Origin of the sequence: Nocardiopsis eucommiae (genome assembly GCF_965344335.1) — a bacterium.
Taxonomy (GTDB): domain Bacteria; phylum Actinomycetota; class Actinomycetes; order Streptosporangiales; family Streptosporangiaceae; genus Nocardiopsis; species Nocardiopsis eucommiae.
Genome location: NZ_CBDRIY010000041.1, coordinates 1 through 21,965, shown reverse-complemented (window position 1 = coordinate 21,965; position 21,965 = coordinate 1). Strand labels below are relative to the sequence as shown.

Sequence of the window (21,965 nt, the reverse complement as noted above, 5' to 3'; positions counted from 1 at the left end):
CCTCCGGTGCACCGATGGTGAGGCCGTCCCCTCATTCCACGGTAGTCCGTGGGGTCGGAGAGGGTCGAGACCCGTTTCCGGGCGCGGTGGCCCGGAGCCCCCGCGGGTCGGCGGCACGGCGCACCCCGCGCAGGCCGTCCTCCACCCGGTACCCGGCCGCGAGGAGCCTCCGCTTGGCGTCGTGCGCGCTGCGCACCGTGGCCTCGTCGAAGATCCGGTCGTAGTGGCGGTCGGGTACCCGGTTCAGCCCCGAGCGCAGCGCGCGCAGGCTCACGGTGGCCGCCGCGTCCGACCCGGGGACCTCCGGGAGCGTCCCGTAGGCGTGGCGCGCCCACCGGGGCAGGGTGGCGTAGGACAGGGCGCCGACCGGGAACCAGAGGGGTCGCAGCGGCGTGAGCCAGGCGAGCCGGTCGGGGATCCTGGGCCACAGCAGGAACCGCACGGCCCGGCGGGCCTCGGGGGTCACACGCAGGCTGGGCCGGACCGCGGCCAGGTAGCGGCGCATGGCGGCGACGTCGCGGGGGACGTCGCCGGGTGAGAGCCCGACGAGGGTGGCGGTGTGCGCCTGTTCGTCGAGGTAGCGGTCGCGGTCGGCGGCGCTCAGTTCCACCCCGGCCCGGTGGCAGACCTCCAGGTACGAGGAGACCTCCGCGCAGTGCACCCACACGAGGAGGTCGTGCTGGTCGACCCGGTGGAGCCGACCGCCGGAGGGGTCGGTGAAGCTCAGCGCGCGGTGGACGCGGCGCACGTGCCGACCGAGGGCCTCGGCCTCGGCCGGGCTGCCGTAGGTGGAGACCGCCACGAAGTGGGCGGTGCGCATGAGGCGCCCGGTGGGGTCGGTGCGGAAGTCGGAGCGCTGCCACACCCCCTGCATGGCGATCGGGTGCAGTGCCTGGAGCATGAGGGCCCGCACGCCGGCCACCCACATGGCGCGGTCCAGGTGCACCCTCCAGGTGACGCTCTCGGGTGCGGCGACCGTGGGCCTCATCCTGCCTCCTTCGGGGTGCTGCGCGCTCCCCGTGCTCCGTCACCGGTCGATCCCCTCCCCCGGTCCGGGCAAACCCAGGCCTGACCCGGGATTGGTCGAACCGGGGGCAGGGGGGCGAGGAGAGTGGAGGGAGAGGCACCCGTGAATCCGACGTGCCTTCTGAGTTCCCAGCGGAAGGGGGTCCGCACCATGTCTGTCAACACCAGCGGCAGCGGCAGCGGCACGGAATTCGACATCGAGGCGTTCCGGCGGGCCGTCGAGAACGGTGACACCGCCACCCTCGTGGGCCAGTTCGCGGAGGACGCGGACATGGAGACCGTGGACCGTCGCACCCCGCCCAGCGCACCCACCGTCCTGCACGGGCGCGCGTCGATCGAGGAGCAGATCCGGCAGGTCTACTCGATGGACCTGGACCACGAGGTCCTGGAGTGCGTGACGGACGGCGACCGCGCCGCCTACACGGAACGGTGCACCTACCCGGACGGCCTCACCGTCAGGAGCATCTCCATGCTGGACCTGGAGGGCGGCCGGATCGTCCACCAGTCCATGGTGCAGGCCTGGGACGAGGAGTCCCCGGGGGCCGTGCGGATCGGTGACTTCGACGCCTCCGACGAACGGATGGAGTTCGACCACGGGCACGCCGAGTCCGTGCACCTGGGCGGCCAGAGCTTCAACCGCCTCACCCTGGAACCGGGGTGGCGGTGGAGCGAGCACATCGGCCCGGCCGCGGGCACGGACCTGTGCATGGCCACCCACTCGCTCACGCTCATGAGCGGGACCCTGCGGATCCGCACGTCCGACGGGTCCGAGAGCGAGCTGCGGGCGGGCCAGGTGGCGTTCGTGCCGCCCGGCCACGACGCGTGGGTCGTGGGCGACGAGACCGTGGTCGTCGTGGACCGGACCATGGACGCCTGAGCCATCGCTCCGGGTTCAGTCGGCCTGTGCGCGAAGGAACGCCAGGACCGCCTGGACCCGGCGGTGCACGTCGTCGTCGGGCGGCAGGTCGAGCTTGGCGAGGATGTTGCCCACGTGCTTGCCGACCGCCGCGTCGCTCACCACCAGCTTGCGGGCGATGGCCCCGTTCGAGTGGCCCTCGGCCATCAGCTCGAGCACCTGACGCTCCCGGGCGGTCAGGCGTTCGAGCGGGTCGGAGCTGCGGCGCAGCAGTTGCCGCACCACCTCGGGGTCGACGAAGGTGGCGCCCTCCACGACCCTGCGCAGGACCGAGGCGAACTCACGGACGTCACCCACGCGCTGCTTGAGCAGATAGCCCACGCCCTTGCCGTCGCCGGAGTCGAGCAGGTCGGTGGCGTAGCTGAGCTCCACGTACTGGCTGAGCGCCACCACCGCCAGTCCCGGGTCGGCCTTGCGCAGGCGAACGGCCGCGCGCAGCCCCTCGTCGGTGAAGTCGGGGGGCATCCGGATGTCGGTGACGACCAGACGGGGCCGGTGCTCGGTGACCGCCTCGACCAGGGCGTCGCCGTCCTCGACCGCCGCCACCACGGGGAAGCCGAAGCGTTCCAGGACACCCACCAGGCCCTCTCGCAGGAGCACGCCGTCCTCCGCGAGCACGGTCGGTACGGGGGTCACGGCGTCGGGTTCGCGGGAATCGGACCGCACGGCAGCTCCACTCGGATTCGGGTCGGCCCGCCTTCGGGGCTCGTGAGTCCCATTGTCCCGCCCATCACGGCGACCCGGTCACCGAGGCCGGTCAGGCCGCTCCCGCGGTCGGCGTCGGCCCCGCCGACCCCGTCGTCGGTGACCTCCACGGTGAGGACGGCGGTTCCGTCCTCCCGCGCCCCGCCTGGGGTGCCGTTGGTCGCGGCCCGGGGGTCGCCGGGTGCCAGGTGGGCGCGCACGGTCACGGCGTGGGCCCGGGCGTGCTTGTAGACGTTGGTCAGTGCCTCCGCGACCACGAAGTACGCGGTCCCCTCCACGTGCGGGGGAAGGCGGTGCGGGATCGCGGTCTCCACGGTGACGGGGACCGGGCAGTGGTCGGCCAGCTCCTGGAGGGCGTCGCGCAGTCCCCGGTCGGTGAGCACGCGCGGGTGGATGCCGCGCACCAGTTCGCGGAGTTCGGTGATGAGGTCGTCGACCTTGGTCTGGGCCGCCGCCACGCGGAGGTCGGCCGGGGTGCCCTCGTCCAGGTCCACTCGGGCCATGCCCAGGTCCATGCTGAGCGCCACGAGACGCTGCTGGGCGCCGTCGTGCAGGTCCCTTTCGATCCGGCGGCGCTCGTACTCGAAGGCGTTGACCAGGCGCGCACGGGACTCGGTGACCTGGTCGAGTTCGGCGCGCAGCACCTCCTTGGGCGGCCCGACCAGGAGGGCGCGGGCGATCACCCCGTGGCCATAGGACGTGAGCCCGCACACGTAGAGGAGCAGGAGGGCGGTCAGCGGGGCGGCGAGGGCGTAGGGCAGGGCCTCGGAGGGGGTGGTGAGGGTGGTCCAGCCCAGGGCGATCGGACCCTCGTTCTCGTCGAGCAGCAGGAAGGGGCCGGCCGCCAGGACGGCCGTGGCCACAGTCAGCGTCGTGGTCACCAGCAGGACCAGGCCGAAGATCGGGAACATGACGGCGGCGTAGGCGACCTCACGCCAGGTGGCGGCCTCGGAGTAGCGGGTGCGCGCCCAGCCCCACAGCCCGGCGGGAGGGGACCGGTGCCCGCTGCGGTTCTCCTCCGGCATCACCAGGTACAGGCGCCGCCGCTCCAGCGCACCCAGGGGGATGGCCACCAGCGGCGCGAAGCAGAGCACCATGAGCAGTCCGAACAGGAACCACGACGCCTGCTCTCCGGCGCCGTGGCCGTTCCCCAGCCGGGCCACGAACACGGCCCAGGGCGCGTACACGGGCGCCGCCACGAGGAGCAGCGCGCCCCCGACAGCCAGGGTGGTGAGCGAGTAGGCCAGGGACCGCCACGGCCACGCCGAGAGCAGGTACCGGGGGCTGGCGAGCGACTGGAGGAGCGTGCTCGGCCCTCTGCGGCGCACGTTCGGGGTGATCATGTCCCCCACGCTAGGGCGCGGCGCGGGGGCGGGGACATCCGCCGGGCCCACCGGTTCGGGGTAGGGACGGCACTACCGGTGAACTGGGGCTGGACCGACGCGCACCCGGCCCGCCCGGGGCGATAGGGTCGGACGACGTGAGCGCGAAACCTGTGATCCCCGATGTCCTGGCTGCCCGCTACGCGTCCGCGGAGCTGACCCGGCTGTGGTCCCCTGAGTACAAGGTGGTCGCCGAGAGGCGGCTGTGGCTGGCCGTGCTGCGTGCCCAGGCGCGTCTGGGCGTGGACGTTCCGGCCGGTGTGGTGGAGGACTACGAGAAGGTCCTCGAACAGGTCGACCTGGCCTCCATCGCCGCGCGCGAACGGGTCACCCGGCACGACGTGAAGGCCCGGATCGAGGAGTTCAACGCCCTCGCCGGTCACGAGCACGTCCACAAGGGCATGACCTCGCGCGACCTCACCGAGAACGTCGAGCAGCTCCAGATCCGCGACAGCCTGCTGCTGGTGCGCGACCGCGTGGTGGCGCTGCTGGCCCGGCTCGGTCGGCTCTCCGCCGAGTACGGCGAGACGGTCATGGCGGGCCGGTCCCACAACGTGGCGGCGCAGGCCACGACCCTGGGCAAGCGGTTCGCGTCGATCGCGGACGAGGTCCTGGTGGCCCTCGGGCGCCTGGACGAGCTGATCGCCCGGTACCCGTTGCGCGGGATCAAGGGCCCGGTCGGCACCGCCCAGGACATGCTGGACCTGCTCGGCGGCGACCGCGCGGCCCTGGACGCGCTGGAGGACGAGGTCGCCTCCCACCTGGGCTTCGAGCACCGTTTCACCAGCGTGGGCCAGGTGTACCCGCGTTCGCTGGACTTCGAGGTGCTGACCGCGCTGGTGCAGCTCGCCGCCGGTCCCTCCTCCCTGGCCAGGACGATCCGCCTGATGGCGGGGCACGAGCTGGTCACCGAGGGCTTCGCCGAGGGCCAGGTGGGCTCGTCCGCGATGCCGCACAAGATGAACACGCGCTCGTGCGAGCGGGTCAACGGCCTCACCGTGATCCTGCGCGGGTACGCGTCGATGACCGGTGAGCTGGCGGGCGACCAGTGGAACGAGGGCGACGTGTCGTGCTCGGTCGTGCGCCGGGTGGCGCTGCCGGACGCGTTCTTCGCCTTCGACGGGCTGGTCGAGACCATGCTGACGGTGCTGGACGAGTTCGGTGCCTTCCCCGCCGTGATCTCCGCGGAGCTGGACCGGTACCTGCCGTTCCTGGCCACCACCAAGATGCTGATGGCGGCGGTGCGCGCCGGGGTGGGCCGCGAGACCGCGCACGAGCTCATCAAGGAGCACGCGGTGGGCTCGGCGCTGGCCATGCGTCAGGAGGGCGTGGGCAACCAGCTGCTGGACCGGCTGGCCGCCGACGAGCGCTTCCCGCTGGACCGCGCCGCCCTGGACGCGCTGCTGGCCGACCGGATCACCTTCACCGGTGCCGCCGCCGACCAGGTGGCCGCCGTGGTGGCGCGGATCGAGGAGGTCACCTCGGCCCGCCCGGAGGCCGCCGCCTACACGCCCGGTTCGATCCTGTAGGCCCGTACGTCGTCGGGGCTCGGGGCGCGCGGCGTCCCCGGGCCCCTTCGTGGTTCCCGGACCGTCGCGTGTCCGCCCGTCAGACGGGTTCGGGTTCCGCGTCCACCGTCGTGGGCAGTGCGGCGCTCAGCCGCCACCCGCCGTCGGGGGTCCCCTCGGAGGTGAGTCGGCCCCCCAGCGCGTCCACCCGCTCCCGTAGACCGGACAGTCCGTACCCGCTCGCTGGCGGGGGCACGAGGTCGCCCGGCGGTTCCGCGTTGGTGACGTCCACGGTCAGGCAGCCCGCATCCGGCTGGAGCGTGACGGTCACGTCGGCCCCGGCGGCGTGCTTGGCGGCGTTGGTGACGCCCTCCTTCACCACCTGGAAGGCGGTGCGCTGGACGGCGGGCGGGAGGTCGTGCCCTCCCGTGAGCCCGTCCCGGAGTTCGACGGTCATACCCGCCGCGCGCCACTCGTCGAGCAGTTCCCGTACCCGTCCCAGAGTGGGCTGCGGTCGCGGCCGCGTCGGTGCCGGGGCGGAGGGCTGTTCGCGCAGCACACCGAGGATGTCGCGCAGCTCCCCCAGGGCCTGGCGTCCCGTTCCTCGGATGAGTCCGGCGGTCTCCAGGGCCCTGGGATCGCTGGTGGAGACCTCCAACCCCCCGGCGTGCAGGACGATGAGGCTGACCCGGTGGGCGACGACGTCGTGCATCTCGCGTGCGATGCGGTTGCGTTCGGCGCTCACCGCGCGCTCCGCGAGCAGGTGCTGTTCCCGGTCGAGCCGTTCGGCACGCTCCCTGAGCCCGTCCACCAGCTCGCGGCGGGTGCCCACGTACAGCCCGACGGCCAGGAGCAACAGCACGGCCGTCACTCCCATGAAGACGATGTCGGCGGCCTCCCGGAAGGCCAGCACGATCCCGGCGGCGTAGGCCGCGGACCACACCACCGGGGAGAGCGGGCCCCTGGCGTGGACGGCGTGGGAGTAGACCGCCACGAGGACCGGCACGACGTTGCCGAACCCCAGGAGCAGGACGAGCGCCGACCCCAGCAGCCACAGGGGCCGGGCACGCCGTACCAGCATGGTCGCCGTCACGACCAGCACGGGGAGCACGTAGTACAGCAGCCCCGGCAGCTCCGGCCCGTAGCGGGCGGACTCGGCCTCGAAGAGCTCTCTCATCCAGGTTCCGGCCAGGCCCCAGCCGTCCATGGACTGGATCTGGAACTGGAGGGTCAGGAGCACGGTCCCCAGGGCGTACAGCCAGTCGGCGACGGTCCAGCGCCACTCGCGTCGGGTGAGGGGGTCCAGGCCGCGCCACCGGGCGAGGCAGCGGCTGGGGTGAGGGATCCGGGTGCGCATGGGGGCTGAGTTTAGGACGCCCACCCCCGTGTCCGGACCGTGGGACGGATCCCCGGGGCACGCTCCCCCCACGAAAGTGGGTGTCGGCACCGACCAAGGAGACGGAGGTACGGCCGCGACCCGGTACTTCCGAGACCACGAGGATCCTTCGCCGGGGGCATGCCCGGAGGTGGTGGCCGACCGTAGCATGACGGCGACTCCGGGACACCGGGGCGTGCGGCGCCCCCCGCGCCCCTCCCGGCCCCCACCCCCACGAGCGGAGAGACCCTCATGCCCCTTGTACGCGCCGCCTCGCTGACAGCCCTGTCAGGGTTGCTGCTCACCGCCGGCGCCGTCCCGGCCGGGGCCGCGCCCGACCCGGAACCGGACTGGCGGCTCTGCGCGGAGGTGGCCGCCGGTTGGGACGAGGACGACGAACGCACCCTGTGCGGGACCGTGACCGTGCCCGTCGACCACGACGACCCCGGCGGCCGCACCATCGAACTCGCCGTCACCCGGGTTCCGGCAGCGGAGGGGAACACCTATCCGGTGCTGTTCAACCCCGGCGGACCTGGACAGCAGGGCGTGACCATGCCCGGAGCCATCCTGGACAGTGAGGCGGGCGACCTCGGGCTGAGGCACGACCTCGTCGGGCTCGATCCGCGCGGCGTCGGCCACAGCGCGGCGCTGGAGTGCGACCACGACTACCGCGCGACCGATCCCACGGGGGATCCGAGCGCGGAGGAGCGGGCGCGTGCACTCGCCGAGGAGCACGCCCGGATCAACGCGGAGTGCCACGCCCACGACCCGGAGCTGGTCGAGTCCCTGACCGTGGAGAACGCGGCCCGTGACATGGACCTGGTCCGTCAGGCGCTGGGCGCCGAGACCATCGGCTTCTACGGGATCTCGTGGGGGTCCCTGCTCGGCGCGGCCTACCGTTCCCTGTACGACGACCGGGTCGAGGCCATGCTCCTGGACTCGGTGGTCTCCCCGGACACCAGTGTGTCCCGGCTGGAGGAGGGCCAGGCGGAGGCGGGCGAGGAGGTCTTCCACCGGTTCACCGACTGGGTGGCCGAGCACGACGCGGTCTACGGTCTCGGCACGGAGGGCGGGCCGGTGCGGGCGCGTGTGCTGGAGCTCCGTGACGAGCTGGCGGAGCATCCGCGCACCGCGCCCGACGGGACGGTGGTGGACGGCGACACCGTGACGGCGCTGCTGCCCACGCCCGAACGCGAGTGGCCCGACAACGCCGCCGCCCTGGTGACCCTGCTGGACGGGGGCGTCCCCGGGCCGGGGCGGCCTCCGGTGCAGGGGTTCGGCTGGGACACCGAGACCGACGGCGGCACGTTCTTCGCCCAGATGGCGCTGCTCTGCAACGACTCCGAGAGCCCGCGCGACTTCGACCAGGTGTGGCGGCACCGGACCGAACGGGCCGAGCGCCTGCCCGCCATGGGCACCCTGGGCTTCTACGAGCACCTGTGCGTGGGCTGGCCCACGGAGGGCCGGGCTCCGGAGCTGCGCCGGGGTGAGAGCCCGCTCCAGCTGGTCGGCCACACCCGTGAGATGGTCACCCCCCACCGCTGGGCCCTGGACATGCGCGAGGTCGTCGGCGGACGGGTGCTGAGCGTGGAGGACGACGGCCACGGCACGCTGGACGAGCTGCCCTGCGCCGAGGTGGCGGTGGAGTTCTTCGAGACCCGGGAGCCGGTCACCGAGACCTGCCCGGGCACCACTCCGCCCACCCCCTGAGCACGGCCGGTGTGTCCTCCGCCCCGTGGGAGGGCACACCGGTGGTCACTCCGCGCCCAGGTCGCGCAGCGCGCGTTCCCAGCGGTGTCGGCGCTCCTCGACGGGCATCTCCCACCAGGGTGTGCCCCTCTCCCCCAGCCCCTCCTTGGCGTGCCGCACGTTCGCCCTGGCCCGTTCCTCGGCCTCGGCGTCCCCGGCGCGCAGGGCCGAGGCCACACCGCGGCGCGCCTCCATGAGGAGGTCGACCAGGCGCTGGCGGACCGACTCCGGGAGTTCGGGGTCACTGGCCCGCCACCTTCGGCCCCCGACGACGACGTGGCGTCCGTCGGGGGTGCGTTCGGCGTCCGACATGCCCCGGAACCTGCCCTGGATCGCCGTTCCCCAACCGGGACCCCCCGAGCGCGGATATGACGCAGTTCACTCGGGCTTACACTGGGTCTGAAAGTTAACACCTATTACGGTTGGAGGCGCCGACATGCCCGGCATGTCGGACGCACGAGCGTTGGCGCCCTCGACCCCCGGAGCTCCCCATGATCGACCCCACCTCGTTCGGCACCGCACTGACCACGTTGGCGGTCATCGCGGCGATGGTGATCGCCTTCGGCCTGGCCGTCCTGTCCGACATGGCCATGCGCCGACGCGAGGACCGTGCGGCCTCCGACCGTCGGTCCACCGACGGCTGACCCTCCGCCACACTGACCGCTCTCCCCTTCCGCCCCACTATGGTGGGATTCGGCCGCATGGTGCGGCACGGTGATCGGCGCCCGCTCCGCCTTCCCAGAAGCTGAGACGGAGCCGTATGAACCCTCCCCCCTCCGTGCCCGGGCCCGCCCCCGGACGGAAGAAGCTCTCCCCCCTGGCCATGGTCGGCCTGGGATGCGGCGGCTGCGCGACCCTGACCCTTCTCGGGTTCGTCGCCCTGGTCGTGCTCGCACTCCTCCTGCCGCCGACGGCCGAGGAACCCGCGTCCGCGTCCCCCACGGAGGAGCCCGTCCTCGAACTGGTGGGACTCGACCTCCCGGACGCCGAGGACCAACTGGACGAGGCCGGTCTGGACCTCGGTGACCTCGTACTCGGCGCGCTCGCGGAGGACGTGGCCTGGACCCGATCGGCCATGGCCGTGTGCGGCCAGGAAGTCGACCGGGACACGGCGGCGCTCACCGTGGCGCCCGAGGGGGTCGACTGCCCCGAGGACCCCGACGCCTCCGAGGAGTGGCCGACGCTGCCCGACTTCGTCGACGGGAGTGTCGGGGACGCCCGGGCGTGGATCGAGGGCGCGGGCCTCACCGTGGAGGTCACCAGCGCCTTCGGGGACACGGACGCCCCGGACCCGGCACGGGCCGACGGGCACACCGTGTGCGGTCAGGAACCGGACGGGAACGATGCCACCGCCCCGTTCTCCGACGCCTTCGCGGTGGAGCTCTTCGCGGTCCCCGGGGACCTGGACTGCCCCGGGGAGATCGGTGACCCCAGCCCGACTCCGGAACCCGAACCCGAACCCGAGCCGGAACCCGCGCCGGACCCGGAGCCCGAACCGGCACCGGCACCCGACCCCGATCCGGCACCCGCGCCGGTCCAGGGCGTGCACCCCGGATCCTTCTGCTCGCAGCACTGGCAGTACGGGCACACCAGCAACGGCACCCTCATGCAGTGCACCACCACAGCGGAGGACTCACGCTTCCGATGGCGCTCCGCCTGAGGCCGAGGAGCCCGGTGAGGGGCCCCGAGACGGGGGTCCCTCACCTCGGTCGCCCCCGGCTCAGTCCACCGTGGTCAGCCGCGTGAACAGGGCCGGGTCGACGTTGCCCCCCGACACCACGGCGACCGTGGCCTCGGGCCGCCCCGACACCGTCTCCACCTTCCCCGCCAGCACCGCCGCCGTGGCCAGCGCGCCACTGGGTTCGGAGACGAGTCGGGCCCCGTGGGCGAGCGCGGACACGGCCCGGGCGATCTCCTCCTCGGAGACCGTGACGATCTCGTCCAACCGGGCCGACAGGTGCGCGAAGGTGCGTTCGGACAGGCAGACGCGGACCCCGTCGGCCATGGTCCGGTGGGTGCGCTCCGGTGCCCAGGCGACCAGGCGCCCCTCGCGCAGGCTCTCGGCGGCGTCGGCCGCCAGCTCGGGCTCCACACCCACCACGCGCACCCGTGTGTGCGCCGCCCGCGCGGCCGTGGCCACGCCGGAGGCCAGTCCGCCGCCACCCACGGGCACCACGATGGTGGTGACCTCGGGCGACTGTTCCAGGACCTCCAGGCCCACGGTGCCCTGCCCGGCGATCACCCGGGGATCGTCGAAGGGCGGGATCAGCGCGCGGAGTTCACGGTCGCGAAGCTCGGTGGCGGTGGCCAGGCGTTCGGCGGGCGGCACGGTCACCACACGCGCGCCGTGCGCGCGAATCCGCTCCACCTTGACCTCCGGGGCGCCCTGCGGCACCACGACGGTGCAGGGCACACCCTGACGGGCGGACGCGAGGGCCAGCGCGAGACCGTGGTTGCCCGAGGAGTGCGTGACCACCCCGCGTTCGCGCTGGACCGGGGTGAGCTGGGCGACGGCGTTGGTGGCGCCGCGCAGTTTGAAGGCGCCGGTGGGTTGCAGGCTCTCCGGCTTGAGGAGGAGGTCGGTCCCGTGGGGACCCAGGGTGAGGGGCGTGCGCACCACGTGGCCCCGAATCCGGGAGGCCGCGGCGCGGACGTCGTCGGCGGTGACCAGTTCCATCCGGTGGGTATGCCCGCCTCCACCCCCGGCACACGGGATACTCGTCGGTGATGCGTACCGAACACACCCCCGCCGCCCTGCCCGGCCGGGACTTCTACAAGCTGATGTCGTCGGTGATCCTCCCGCGCCCGATCGCGTGGGTCTCCACCACCTCCGAGTCCGGCGTGGACAATTTGGCGCCGCACTCCTTCTTCACCATCTCCTGCACCGAACCGCCGATCGTGCAGTTCACCTCGGTGGGGCGCAAGGACTCCCTGCGCAACGCCGAGGCCACCGGGGAGTTCGTGGTCAACCTGGCCACCGAGCCGCTCCAGGACCAGGTCAACGCGACAGGGACGGAGTACCCGCCACACCTGAGCGAGTTCGACGAGCTGGGCATCGAGCGGGAGGCGAGCACGACGGTGCGGCCTCCCCGGGTGGCCGCGTCGCCGGTGGCGCTGGAGTGCGCCCTGCACTCGACCCTGCGCCTGGGTGACTCCACCGTGGTGTTCGGCCGGGTCCAGACGGTGGCCGTGGACGAGTCCGTCGTGGTGGACGGGCTTCCCGAGGCCACACTGCTGCGTCCGATGGCGCGGCTCGGGCGCAACGAGTGGTCCACCCTGGGAGAGGTGCGGGCCGTCGACCGCATCCCCTACAGGCCCTGACCCCCGGGGCCGTCAGACGGTGAGGTCGGCCTCGGGCGCGGGGAGGGTGGGCAGGAGCGGGGCCACGGTCGCGGGGTCGCCGCCGGTCCAGTCCATGGCCAGGATCTGGCGGACGCCGCGCCGTCCGGTCACCGCCCTCGCCAGCTCGTAGGCGGTGCCGCGCAGGGTGAGCCGGGGGTCCTCTCCGAGGACCCATTCCTGCCCGGTGTCGGTGGCGACCACCCGCACGGCGGGGCGGTCGGCCGACCAGACCTTCGCCAGCCCGCCCAGTGGGAAGTCCGCGAGCTGGTCGGCGTCCTTGGTCAGCGCGGCCAGGCCCAGGGCGCCCCGCAGGTCGTTCTCGTGGTGCCACAGGTCCAGGGCGAGCAGGGCGTAGCGCCTGCGCGTCCGGGTCCGCAACAGCTCCAGCAGGGCTGGAGCGCTCTCGCGCCACTGGTCGGTGATGGCACCGATGTCCAGGTGGGCGCGGTCCGCGACCTGGCGTGCCGTCACCTCGTCGCCGACCGGCGGGGTGACCGCTCCGCTCACCACGTCGGCGCCGAGCCCCGTGAGGTGGGCGTACACCTGCTGGACGGTCCAGTCCGGGCAGGCGGGGACGACGGTGGAGAGCTGGTCACGGTCGAGGGTGGGGGCCAGGTCGAGGAGGCGGTCCTGGCAGTTCTCGTAGATGCGCGCGGAGTCCATCGGCCCAGGCTACCTAACAGCGTTAGGAAGGGTGGGGCCGGTCCCGGAGCACGACGCCCCGGGACCGGTCCGACGTGTCACCGGTCAGGGCCGCTGACACTCCACGCCGGGCAGGATGTTGGCTCCCTCGAAGGTCGCGGTGAACCCGAAGGAGGTGGAGTCACCGGCGGCGAGCGTGCCGTTGTGGGCCACGTTGGAGGCCTCGAAGTGCGCGCCGTGGTTGACGAGCGAGGCGTTCCAGACGTTGGTGATCTCCTGGCGGTTGGCGAACACCCAGTCCACCATCCACCCGTTCACGCCGTCCTCGCCCGCGGTGACCTCGACCTCCGCCTGGAAGCCGTCGCTCCACGCGTTGGTGACCCGGTACTCCGCCGTGCAGTAGTCCTGCGCGGGCGGGTCCGTGGGCTCGGTGACGGGCGGGTCCGTGGGGTCGGGGCCGGGCGGGTCCGTGGGCTCGGGCTCCGTCGGGTCCGGGCCGGGCCCGGGTTCGGACCCCGGGTCGTCGCCGAAGACCACGTCGGAGCAGTTGTAGAAGGCCTCGGGGCTGTCGGAGCGCTCCCAGACCGAGTAGACGAGGTGACGCCCCTCCCGGTCGGGGAGGTCCACGTCCCAGTAGTACTCGGCGCCCGCCACTCCCCCGCTGCGCAGCGGGGGGTCGACGACCTCGTCGATCAGCTCCAGGTCGTCCCAGTTCAGGGGCGAGTTCGGGTTCCAGCCGTCCACCGTGACGTAGGTGAAGAAGGTTCCCGGGTGGGGCGCCCACGCGTTGTGGTGGAACTCCACGGTCGTGTTCGGCTGCAACGGGGTGGACGGCCAGTCGGTGCGGGCCGCGTTGAAGGCGGCGAACTGCTCGGTCGGGCCGCACAGCTCTCCGTCGGCCACGAACTCCTGGTGCTGGCCGGCGGAGTTGCTGATCAGGTTGCCGAACCAGTTCCAGAAGGCATAGTCGCCGCCTTCGGAGAGGGCGTCGGCGCAGGCGGCGTTGACGGGCTGGAGGGCGCCCCCGGAACTTCCCCCGGTGGCGTCCTGGAAACAGGCGTAGGTGCGGGACGCGGGATAGGTGAAGGCCCCGTGGGCCTCGGCGGGTTCGGGCGCGGCGACGACGGCGTAGCCGACGGCCAGGCCTCCGAGCGCCAGGGCGGCGATGGTCTGACGTGACCGCATAGGTCACTCCTCGTGTGTGCGTTGGGGGAACCCGGCCGCGCACGGCGCGCGGCCGGGGGTCTCACGTACGTGCTCGTGGGCCGGGCTGCTCCGCTCCGTAGACGGGAGCCCGCACCGAGGTCTCGACGATGCCGTCGGGCCCGTGGAAGATCCGGTCTCCCCAGGGGGTCAGGGAGTCGACGTCGAAGTCCTCGACCATGTCCAGGTAGGCGACCTCGCCGCTGTTTCCGCTCCACGACCAGCCCACGTAGCCGAGGCCGAGCCGTTCGGTGTGCCGCATGATGGCGTCCTCGTCGGGGTCGCCGTCACTGTGGTCGAACCCGAACTCACCGACGACGAGGGGCAGACCACGGTCAGTGAAGGACTCCAGGTAGTCGACGATCACCGACTCCTGTTCGTAGACGCCGTACATGTGGATGGAGAACACGGTGTTGGCGTGGGGGTCGGCGTCGAAGACTCCCTGGGCACCGTCGCGCATGGTGTGCGTCCAGTCCTGTCCCCAGTTCGGGGCGTCCACGACCAGCGTGTGGTCGAAGCCCGCCGCGCGCAGGCGCTGGATCGCCTCCGAGGTGGCGGAGGCCCACGACGCGTTGGTCGCCTCGTCGTTGCCGAAGGGCTCGTTGGCGATGTTGACCAGGACGTGGTCCTCCTCCCCCGCGACCGCGTCCTGGATCCGCAGCCAGTAGTCGACGGCTTGGTCCAGCGTCGCGGCCTCGGGGTCCTCCCCGTAGCCGGTGGTGTCGTGCACCTCCAACATGCAGACGAGTCGGTTCTCCTTGCAGTCGGCGACGACCGCAGCGACGTCCGCGACGTCGTTCTCCTGCCAGCGGTCGCCGCTGCTGAGGACCACGCGGACGGTGTTGGCGCCCAGCGACCCGATGTCGGCCAGGGCTCCGGTCTCGTGGGTGAACCAGGTGTGCGGGTGGCTGACCCCGCGGATGACGAAGTCGTTTCCCGCGGCGTCGACCAGGCGCCCGTCGCTGACCCGGAACCCGGTGTCGGCGTGGGCGGGGATCATGTGTACGAACAGCGCGGCCACGAGTGCGAGGGCCGTGGTGAGGGCGAGTGTCAGGCGTTGCTTCACGAGGGCTCCGTTCGGAGAGGTGGCCCCTGCCGGGCGCCCGCCGCCGGGGGACGGCGGCGGGCGCCCGATCCGGGAGGGCCTCCTACTGGACGGGCGGGTGCGCGTTGGCCAGCAGCTCCTGGAACTGTGCGGAGAACCAGTGGCCGGAGACGGGCGAGTCGGGCAGCGCGCCGCTCATGTTGTGGTTGTTGCGGGGGTTCCCCTCGTAGGTGGGGTCGCACATCCGGTCGAACCCCTTGCCCTCGTCGTTGGGGATCTCCGTGCTGGAGCCGTCCGACTCACCCGGGGGCTTCATCCACACGTAGGCGTCGATCCCCGGCTCGGGCGCGGTGGTGGGCCGCTCGCCCAGACCGGCACCGGCCTGGTTGCACCAGTTCCCGTACTGGATGCGGCGGTCGAAGCGGCCGCCGTCGACGTAGGCGTTCACGTCAGTGGTGGGTCCGGCACTGGTGGGCCGTTCGGCACCGCCCCAGCCGTTGCGGGAGGTGTCGATGAGCATCCCGATGCCCGGGTCGAACCCCTGGGAGACCAGTTCGCCGCGCAGGGCCTGGGCGAAGGAGAGCTCGTCGACGTAGTTGTTCCAGTCCACCCAGCTGGACTGGCGCACCGGGGTCCCGTTGATGGTCTCCCCGATCGCGAAGTGCTCCTCCTTCAGGGCCGAGTAGTTGGCGGTGTTGGCGATGAAACCGTGCACGTCGTCGGGGGTGGCCCCGTTGGCGTTGGCGGCCTCGTGGAACAGGGCCGCGGAGGGCGCGAAGTTGTCCTCCCAGCCGATCCAGCCGTGGTGGCCGGCGTCCACGTAGTTGTAGACGTTGTCGATCGCGCCGAGCTGGGCCAGCGCGTAACCGACGCCGTTGACGTAGTTGCCGTTGGCCAGCATGACGTCGCACTCGGGGGTGGCGGTGTTGCGGGGGGACACATTGGTAATCAGATTGGGCAGCGAGTCGAGCTCGATCGTCGTGACGATCCGCAGGGAGGTGTCCTCGTAGTCGCTCAGGATGTCCGCGATCGGGTCGATGTACTCGGACTCGTAACGGTCGATCTCGTCGGGCCCGAGCTCGCCGTTGGAGGCCAGAGCGGCACAGTCGCGACCAGGCAGGTTGTAGACGACCAGCTGGAAGACCAGCGGTTCTCCGGCGGCCTGCGCGACCGCCTCGTCGAGGTGGTCGCGCAGCCCCATGTCACCTGTGGTGGGACTGTCGTTGCCCTCGATGGCGCTGATGCGGTCCAGCCAGATCCCGGTGGGCTCGTCCGCGACGGCCTCACCGCCGGGTTCAGCGGCGGCGTTGGCGGACCAGATCGGGTTCACGTAGACGTCGGCGCCCACGTACGGGTTGTCCACCCGTTCGTTGGCGGCGGACGCCCCGTCGGGGGCGGCGACCGCGGGGGCGGCGGTCAGCGCGGTGGTCGCGCCCAGCAGGAGGGCGGAGGCCGTGGCGAGCGCTCGCCGCGACCTGGTCGGGTGTGCGTGGGAAGGGAATCTGCTCATCGTCGTTTCCTCGCGTAGGGGGGTGCCAAGGAGAGTGAGCTTGCGGGGGCGTCGCACGGTCCCGGAGGGGGCCGGGAGGGCGACGCGACGTGCGGACCCGGCCGGGGTTGACCCCTCGGATCCGGTCGCGCACCGGTCGGTCGTGGCGCTGTCCGGACTGCGAGCCGAGGGCGCCACCCCGGATTCGGGAGCGCTCCCATGCTTCGCTTTCCGGAAAGTTAACACCATTGAAAACCGGCTGCAATGGGTGACGGACAGAAAACTCTGCGGAGGTTTCTTCCGATTCCGGAAGCCGCTGGTCCATCCGCCGAGCTGTGACCGGTCCGTACCACCTCCGGCCTACGGAGCCCCGTGCCCTCCACCCGAAGTGTCCACGGCCCGGCCGCCCAACTGGGCAGACACCCGGGCCGCCACGGCGGCGACCTCCGGCCCCAGCCCGCGCACCCGCGCCACGGGCAACTGGCTGACCAGCGCGGACACGCTGATCGCCGCCACGGGATCGCGGTTGTGGTCGAAGACCGGCGCGGCCACGCACCGCACCTCTGGCTCGTTCTCGCGGTCGTCGATCGCGTACCCCCGCTCGCGCACCCGGCGCAGCTCCTCCGCGAGGACCACCGGATCGGTCACCGTCCGGGCGGTGACGGCGGGCAGCCCCGCCGCCACGACGTCGGCCACCAGGTCGTCCGGGCCGAAGGCCAGGATCGCCCGCCCCACCGCCGTGCGGTAGGCGGGCATCCGGGCGCCGATCCGCGACGCCATCCGCACCGTCGCGGCGTTCTCGACCTTGTCCACGTAGACGACGTCGTGTCCGTCCAACAGCACCAGGTGGCAGGTGTGACCGGTGTGGCGCATCAGGCCGCGCAGGTGTTCCGAGGCGACCGAGCGCAGGTCCATGTGGTCGAGGTAGGACTGCCACAGCAGCAGCGCGGCCGTGCCCACCCGGAACCGGCCGGTGCGCCGGTCCCGGGTGAGCAGGCCGTACTCCACCAGCGGCACGGACAGGCGCAGCACGGTGCTCTTGTTCACGCCCAGGCCCTCGGCCAGTTCGGTCAGGGTGGTGCCGCCGCGCTCGGGCGGGGTGGAGCGGACCTGCTCCACCACCGCCAGGGCGCGACGCAGCGACGCCGACGCGTTGCGGCGGGGCGCGGGCTCGGAACTCACCCCTTGACCGCCCCGCCCAGACCGTTGGCCAGCCGGTGCTGCACGAACAGGAAGAACACCAGGACGGGCAGGGTCATCAGGACCGACCCCGCCATGATGCCGCCCCAGTCGTTCTCGTCCGGCTTGAACAGGGACAGCAGCGCGATGGGCAGGGTCTGGTTCTCCTGCGCGGAGATGATGAAGGTGCGGGCGAACAGGAAGTCGTTCCACGTCATGATGAACGAGAAGATACTGCACGCCACCACGCCGGGGGCGACCAGCGGGAAGAGCACCCGGGTGACGAAGGTGAGGCTGCCCGCGCCGTCCAGCCAGGCCGCCTCCTCCAGCTCCCGCGGCACCGACGCGACGAAGGCGCGCAGCATCCACACGGCCAGCGGGATGGCGAAAGCGGTGTGCACGAGCATGAGCGAACCCAGCTGGTTCAGCCCGATCCCCGGGATGCCGTACCCCAGGGTGCGCATCAGGAAGAACAACGGGATGGTCAGTGCCTCCACCGGCACCATCTGCACCGTCAGCACCATGACGAGCAGGGTCGTGCGCAGACGGAAGCGGTAGCGGGTGAGCGCCACCGCAGCCAGGAAGGCGCACAGGGTGGAGGCGGTCACGACCACGACCGCCACCAGCACGCTGTTGAGCAGGTACTGCCCGAACCCGTCGATCAGCAGTACCCTGCGGAACGACTCCAGGGTCGGTTCGAGCGTGTAGGGGGTGGGGTCACCTGCCTCCAGGGCCGCCCGCGGCTTGAGCGCCGAGAGCAGCATCCAGTACAGCGGCAGGGCGACGACCAGCGCCACCAGCAGCCCGGCGACGTCGTTCCTGAGTCTACGGAGCGTCACAGTACCTCCCCTTGGCGGCGCAGCGCGCGCAGGTACACGAGGGTGATCAGCAGCAGGAGCAGGGTCGTGATCACGCCGATCGCCGATCCCAGGCCGTACTGCCCGGAGGCGAACGCCTTCTGGTACGCGTACACGTTGAGGACCAGGTTCTGTCCGGCGATCCCGCCGCCCCCGGTCATGACGTAGATCTGGGTGAAGATCTTGAAGTCCCAGATGATGGACTGGATGGTGACGATGGTGACGGCCGGGCGCAGCATCGGCAGCATCACCGACCACGCGATCCTGGACGTGGAGGCTCCGTCCAGCCGGGCGGCCTCCACCACCTCCTCCGGAATGGCCCGGATCCCGGCGTAGAGCGTGACCATGACGAACGGGAACGAACACCACACCACCTGGGCTCCGACCAGGGCGAACGCGGACCACTTGTCGTAGGTCCACGAGTGCCCGGAGAAGTCACCGAGGCCCAGCCAGGTCAGGGCCTGGTTCACCGGACCCAGGGTGGGGTCGAACAGGTGCAGCCAGACGGCGCTGCCGGTGACCGCGGGGGTGGCCCAGGCTCCCAGGGCCGCCAGGAAGAGCACCGTGCGCACCCACGGGGTCAGGCGGGTGGCCAGCACCGCGAGCGCGCCGCCCACGGCGAGGGTGCCGAGCACGCAGGCGGCGGCGAAGCCGACCGTGTTGAGCAGCACCTCCCAGAACTGGGGGTCGGCCAGCAGCGCACGGTAGTTGGCCCAGCCGACGAACTCCAGGGGTTCGGCGCCGGTGACCTGGGGCTGGCGGTAGTCGAAGAACGACACCAGGACCAGCTGGTAGAGCGGGTAGACGAGCATGACGCCCAGCACCAGCGCGGCCGGCACCAGGTACATCCAGGGTTCGACGCGGCGGCTACGGGATCCCGGAGGTCGACCGGTGGGGCGCCGTACGGCGGGGGCGGGGGCGGAGACGGGGGGTCTGGCGTCCACGGGCGTCACTCTCCCCCGAACGCGGTGTCGAGGGCGCGCGCGGCCTCGTCGGTGGCCTGGTCCACGTCGGTGTTCCCGGCCGCCACCCGCTGCACCATGCCGGGCAGGATGCCCTCGGCGTCCACCGTGGCCCAGGCGCCGGTGACGGGAACGAACCGCGTCCCGGCGTCGATGGTCTCGACGAAGGGGCCGATCTCCTCGTCGGAGGAGGCCAGCTCCTCGCGGACGTCGGTGTAGGCGGGCAGGTTGCCCATCGCCTCGTACATCTTCAGCTGGTACTCCTTGCCCGCCAGGAGTTTCACGAACTCGACGGAGAGGGTGCGGCGCTCGGTTCCGGCCAGCACGCCGAGGTTGTTGCCCCCGGCGAAGGCGGGGGCCACGGTGCCGGGTTCGGTTCCGGGAAGCGGGACGACGGCGGCGTTCTCGGCCACCTCGCTGTCGCGCAGCGCGTTGAGGTTGAAGTTGCCGCCGATGGTCATGGCGGCGTTCCCGGCGAGGAAGTTCTGCACGGAGGCGTCGCCGGTCAGCTGTGAGCAGGTCTGGGGCGGGCAGACGTCGTCGGACAGGATGCGTCCGTACAGCTCCAGGCCCCTACGGGACTCGGCGGAATCGATGGTGGCGGCGTAGGTGTCGCCACGGAGCTCCGCGATGTCGCCGCCGTGCGCCCACACGAACGGCATCATGGCGTAGGTGTAGGCGCCGCCAGCGGAGATCCCCAGCATCCCGGGGCGGGCCTCCCGGACGGCGCGGCCGGTCTCCACGACCTCCTCCAGCGTCCGGGGGACCTCCAGGTCGAGCTCCTCCAGCACGTCGGTGCGGTAGAAGAGGGCGCGGGCGCCGAGGAACCAGGGCACACCGTAGGAGGCGCCGTCCACCTGTGCGGTGGCGGCGACGTCGGCGGCGATGTCCTCGTGCGGCCCCCAGTCGGCGAGGTCCTCGGTAAGGTCCACGAACCCCGCCGACTCGACGTATCCCGCCAGGTCGGTGTTGCCGTACTCGGCGACGTCGGGGGCCGATCCGGGGTCGAGGAAGGCGCCCTGGAAGCGTTCGGCCCGGGTCTCCACGGGAATGTACTGGACCTGGACGTCGACCCCGTCGTGCGCGGCCTCGAACTCCGCGACGGCCGCGTCGACGACCCGTTCCTTCGGGGCCTGGTCGACCTCGGAGAAGAGCCAGACGCGCAGGGTGCCGTCCGGCTCGTCCACACCGGAGGCGGCCCCGGGGGTCTGGAGGGGCGCGCAGGCGGTGGTCAGGGCCGCGAGTCCGAGGAGCGCGCACAGGCGCGCGGGGGTAGTGAGTCGCATCGAAACTCCCCAGGTCGGAGGTAGGGAAAGCGGGAGCCGACCATCGGTGGGATGACTCTAGGGACGCGCTCGGACCAGGCAGAAGGGAGCGGGGACAAAGTTGTGCCCTGCACAACGCGGGATGCGCAGTGCAGGGCACGTGGTCGCGGAGCGGGCTCCCCTGAGGGGGTCGGGTTCACCGACCCAGACCGGACATCAGGTCCGCGAAGGGGGTGGGCTCGTCGTAGGGGTCGGTCCCCGTGGGCGCGCTGTCGGTGACGAGCAGCGCCAGCTGGCGGGCGGCCCGCGCGATGCGCTCGGACAGTTCCCGACCGCCGCCCTCGCCCGCGCCCCAGTCCTCGGAGGCGGCGTAGACGCCCGTGGGCACCACCACCGAGCGGGTGTAGGTGAACATGGGCCGCAGCGCGTGCTCCAGCACCAGGGAATGGCGCGGACTGCCCCCGGTGGCGGCCACCACGACCGGCTTGCCGTCCAGCGCCTCGGTGTCGACCACGTCGAAGAACGACTTGAACAGCCCGCTGTAGGAGGCGTTGAAGACCGGGGTCACCGCGATGATCCCGTCGGCCTCGGCCAGGTCCGCCAGGACCCCGGGCAGGTCGCCCGTGGGGACACGGGTGGTCATGGCGTTCATGATGTCGTGGGCCAGGTCGCGGAGCTCGACCACCCGGACCTCGACCTTCTCGTCGCGGTCGGTGAGGGCCTCCTCGGCGGCGGCGGTCAGCCGGTCCGCGAGCAGGCGGGTCGAGGAGGGGTTGCTGAGCCCGGCCGTGACGGTGACGAGCCTGCGGGTCATTCCTGGACCTCCGTGTTCGTGGTGGCACGCTCCTTCGCGGCCAGGAGCGAGGCGTGGTTCGGGGCGTCGGGCACGTGGTCCGGCTTCTTCGCGGCGAACTCCCTGCGCAGCACCGGGACGACCTCCTCACCGAGGAGGTCCAGCTGCTCCAGGACGGTCTTGAGCGGCAGACCCGCGTGGTCCATCAGGAAGAGCTGGCGCTGGTAGTCACCGAAGGACTCCCTGAAGCCCAGGGTACGGTCGATGACCTCCTGGGGACTGCCCACGGTGAGCGGGGTCTCCCGGGTGAACTCCTCCAGGGAGGGGCCACCGCCGTAGACCGGCGCGTTGTCGAAGTAGGGCCGGAACTCCCTGACCGCGTCCTGGGAGTTCTTCCGCATGAACACCTGGCCGCCGAGCCCGACGATCGCCTGCTCGGCCCTGCCGTGGCCGTAGTGCTCGAAGCGGCGCCGGTACAGGGAGATGAGCTTCTTGGTGTGGGTGGCGGGCCAGAAGATGTTGTTGTG

General features: G+C 72.0%; 22 protein-coding genes. 6 read left to right on the top strand and 16 right to left on the bottom strand.

Going from position 1 to position 21,965, the window contains the following annotated elements; all coding sequences use genetic code 11:
* Positions 1 to 31 precede the first annotated feature (31 nt).
* Positions 32 to 988, bottom strand: coding sequence for an oxygenase MpaB family protein (locus tag ACRWK8_RS22160; RefSeq protein ID WP_431872615.1), 957 nt, complete (start codon positions 986 to 988; stop codon positions 32 to 34).
* Between the two features lie 189 nt (positions 989 to 1,177).
* On the opposite strand from ACRWK8_RS22160, the gene ACRWK8_RS22155 reads away from it, so the two are divergent.
* Positions 1,178 to 1,903 (top strand): nuclear transport factor 2 family protein, encoded by a 726-nt coding sequence (locus tag ACRWK8_RS22155; protein WP_378736626.1) that lies wholly within the window; start codon positions 1,178 to 1,180, stop codon positions 1,901 to 1,903.
* Positions 1,904 to 1,918: 15 nt separating this feature from the next.
* Here ACRWK8_RS22155 and ACRWK8_RS22150 read toward each other — a convergent pair whose 3' ends face one another.
* Positions 1,919 to 2,608, bottom strand: coding sequence for a response regulator (locus tag ACRWK8_RS22150; RefSeq protein ID WP_378736628.1), 690 nt, complete (start codon positions 2,606 to 2,608; stop codon positions 1,919 to 1,921).
* Entirely contained in the window at positions 2,575 to 3,990 is a 1,416-nt protein-coding gene (locus tag ACRWK8_RS22145; protein WP_378736630.1) for a sensor histidine kinase, read from the bottom strand. Before ACRWK8_RS22145 ends, ACRWK8_RS22150 begins: the two co-directional genes overlap by 34 nt.
* 137 nt (positions 3,991 to 4,127) lie before the next feature.
* On the opposite strand from ACRWK8_RS22145, the gene purB reads away from it, so the two are divergent.
* The gene (purB, locus tag ACRWK8_RS22140) at positions 4,128 to 5,558 is read left to right on the top strand and encodes an adenylosuccinate lyase (RefSeq protein WP_378736632.1); all 1,431 of its coding nucleotides are present in this window, start codon (positions 4,128 to 4,130) and stop codon (positions 5,556 to 5,558) included.
* A gap of 79 nt (positions 5,559 to 5,637) precedes the next feature.
* Here the strand turns inward: purB and ACRWK8_RS22135 are convergent, their stop codons facing one another.
* Entirely contained in the window at positions 5,638 to 6,894 is a 1,257-nt protein-coding gene (locus ACRWK8_RS22135; RefSeq protein ID WP_378736634.1) for a sensor histidine kinase, read from the bottom strand.
* Between the two features lie 270 nt (positions 6,895 to 7,164).
* Here ACRWK8_RS22135 and ACRWK8_RS22130 point away from each other — a divergent pair, with 270 nt between their 5' ends.
* Positions 7,165 to 8,622: an alpha/beta fold hydrolase gene (locus ACRWK8_RS22130; protein ID WP_431872612.1), complete on the top strand. Its 1,458-nt coding sequence runs from the start codon at positions 7,165 to 7,167 to the stop codon at positions 8,620 to 8,622.
* 45 nt (positions 8,623 to 8,667) lie between these two features.
* Here the strand turns inward: ACRWK8_RS22130 and ACRWK8_RS22125 are convergent, their stop codons facing one another.
* Positions 8,668 to 8,973 (bottom strand): hypothetical protein, encoded by a 306-nt coding sequence (locus ACRWK8_RS22125; protein WP_378736638.1) that lies wholly within the window; start codon positions 8,971 to 8,973, stop codon positions 8,668 to 8,670.
* Positions 8,974 to 9,152: 179 nt separating this feature from the next.
* Here ACRWK8_RS22125 and ACRWK8_RS22120 point away from each other — a divergent pair, with 179 nt between their 5' ends.
* Positions 9,153 to 9,305, top strand: coding sequence for a hypothetical protein (locus ACRWK8_RS22120; protein WP_378736640.1), 153 nt, complete (start codon positions 9,153 to 9,155; stop codon positions 9,303 to 9,305).
* A 116-nt stretch (positions 9,306 to 9,421) separates the two neighbouring features.
* Entirely contained in the window at positions 9,422 to 10,321 is a 900-nt protein-coding gene (locus tag ACRWK8_RS22115; protein ID WP_431872610.1) for a serine/threonine kinase, read from the top strand.
* Between the two features lie 60 nt (positions 10,322 to 10,381).
* On the opposite strand, the gene ACRWK8_RS22110 is transcribed toward ACRWK8_RS22115, so the two are convergent.
* Positions 10,382 to 11,338 carry a threonine ammonia-lyase gene (locus tag ACRWK8_RS22110; protein ID WP_431872608.1) on the bottom strand — a complete coding sequence of 319 codons (957 nt, stop codon included), beginning with the start codon at positions 11,336 to 11,338 and terminating at the stop codon, positions 10,382 to 10,384.
* A 50-nt stretch (positions 11,339 to 11,388) separates the two neighbouring features.
* Here ACRWK8_RS22110 and ACRWK8_RS22105 point away from each other — a divergent pair, with 50 nt between their 5' ends.
* The gene (locus tag ACRWK8_RS22105) at positions 11,389 to 11,982 is read left to right on the top strand and encodes a flavin reductase family protein (protein ID WP_378736646.1); all 594 of its coding nucleotides are present in this window, start codon (positions 11,389 to 11,391) and stop codon (positions 11,980 to 11,982) included.
* 12 nt (positions 11,983 to 11,994) lie between these two features.
* On the opposite strand, the gene ACRWK8_RS22100 is transcribed toward ACRWK8_RS22105, so the two are convergent.
* The 10 genes from ACRWK8_RS22100 to ACRWK8_RS22055 form a co-directional block, all read right to left on the bottom strand.
* Complete coding sequence (locus ACRWK8_RS22100; RefSeq protein ID WP_431872605.1) at positions 11,995 to 12,666, bottom strand: maleylpyruvate isomerase family mycothiol-dependent enzyme; 672 nt, start codon at positions 12,664 to 12,666, stop codon at positions 11,995 to 11,997.
* Positions 12,667 to 12,750: 84 nt separating this feature from the next.
* A complete protein-coding gene (locus ACRWK8_RS22095; protein WP_431872603.1) occupies positions 12,751 to 13,830 on the bottom strand; it encodes a lytic polysaccharide monooxygenase auxiliary activity family 9 protein in 1,080 nt (359 codons plus the stop codon).
* A gap of 61 nt (positions 13,831 to 13,891) precedes the next feature.
* Positions 13,892 to 14,914 (bottom strand): glycoside hydrolase family 5 protein, encoded by a 1,023-nt coding sequence (locus ACRWK8_RS22090; protein ID WP_431872601.1) that lies wholly within the window; start codon positions 14,912 to 14,914, stop codon positions 13,892 to 13,894.
* Positions 14,915 to 14,996: 82 nt separating this feature from the next.
* Complete coding sequence (locus ACRWK8_RS22085; protein WP_431872599.1) at positions 14,997 to 16,403, bottom strand: glycoside hydrolase family 6 protein; 1,407 nt, start codon at positions 16,401 to 16,403, stop codon at positions 14,997 to 14,999.
* A 339-nt stretch (positions 16,404 to 16,742) separates the two neighbouring features.
* A complete protein-coding gene (locus ACRWK8_RS22080; protein WP_431872597.1) occupies positions 16,743 to 17,564 on the bottom strand; it encodes an IclR family transcriptional regulator in 822 nt (273 codons plus the stop codon).
* Entirely contained in the window at positions 17,561 to 18,400 is an 840-nt protein-coding gene (locus tag ACRWK8_RS22075; RefSeq protein WP_431872595.1) for a carbohydrate ABC transporter permease, read from the bottom strand. Before ACRWK8_RS22075 ends, ACRWK8_RS22080 begins: the two co-directional genes overlap by 4 nt.
* The gene (locus tag ACRWK8_RS22070; RefSeq protein ID WP_431872593.1) at positions 18,397 to 19,266 is read right to left on the bottom strand and encodes a carbohydrate ABC transporter permease; all 870 of its coding nucleotides are present in this window, start codon (positions 19,264 to 19,266) and stop codon (positions 18,397 to 18,399) included. The genes ACRWK8_RS22075 and ACRWK8_RS22070 overlap by 4 nt, the downstream gene beginning before the upstream one ends.
* 101 nt (positions 19,267 to 19,367) lie before the next feature.
* Positions 19,368 to 20,666, bottom strand: coding sequence for an extracellular solute-binding protein (locus ACRWK8_RS22065; RefSeq protein ID WP_431872591.1), 1,299 nt, complete (start codon positions 20,664 to 20,666; stop codon positions 19,368 to 19,370).
* A gap of 175 nt (positions 20,667 to 20,841) precedes the next feature.
* Complete coding sequence (locus ACRWK8_RS22060) at positions 20,842 to 21,459, bottom strand: FMN reductase (protein WP_378736665.1); 618 nt, start codon at positions 21,457 to 21,459, stop codon at positions 20,842 to 20,844.
* Positions 21,456 to 21,965: LLM class oxidoreductase (locus ACRWK8_RS22055; RefSeq protein ID WP_488186465.1), on the bottom strand; the 510-nt coding region annotated here is incomplete at its 5' end. The genes ACRWK8_RS22060 and ACRWK8_RS22055, both read right to left, overlap by 4 nt.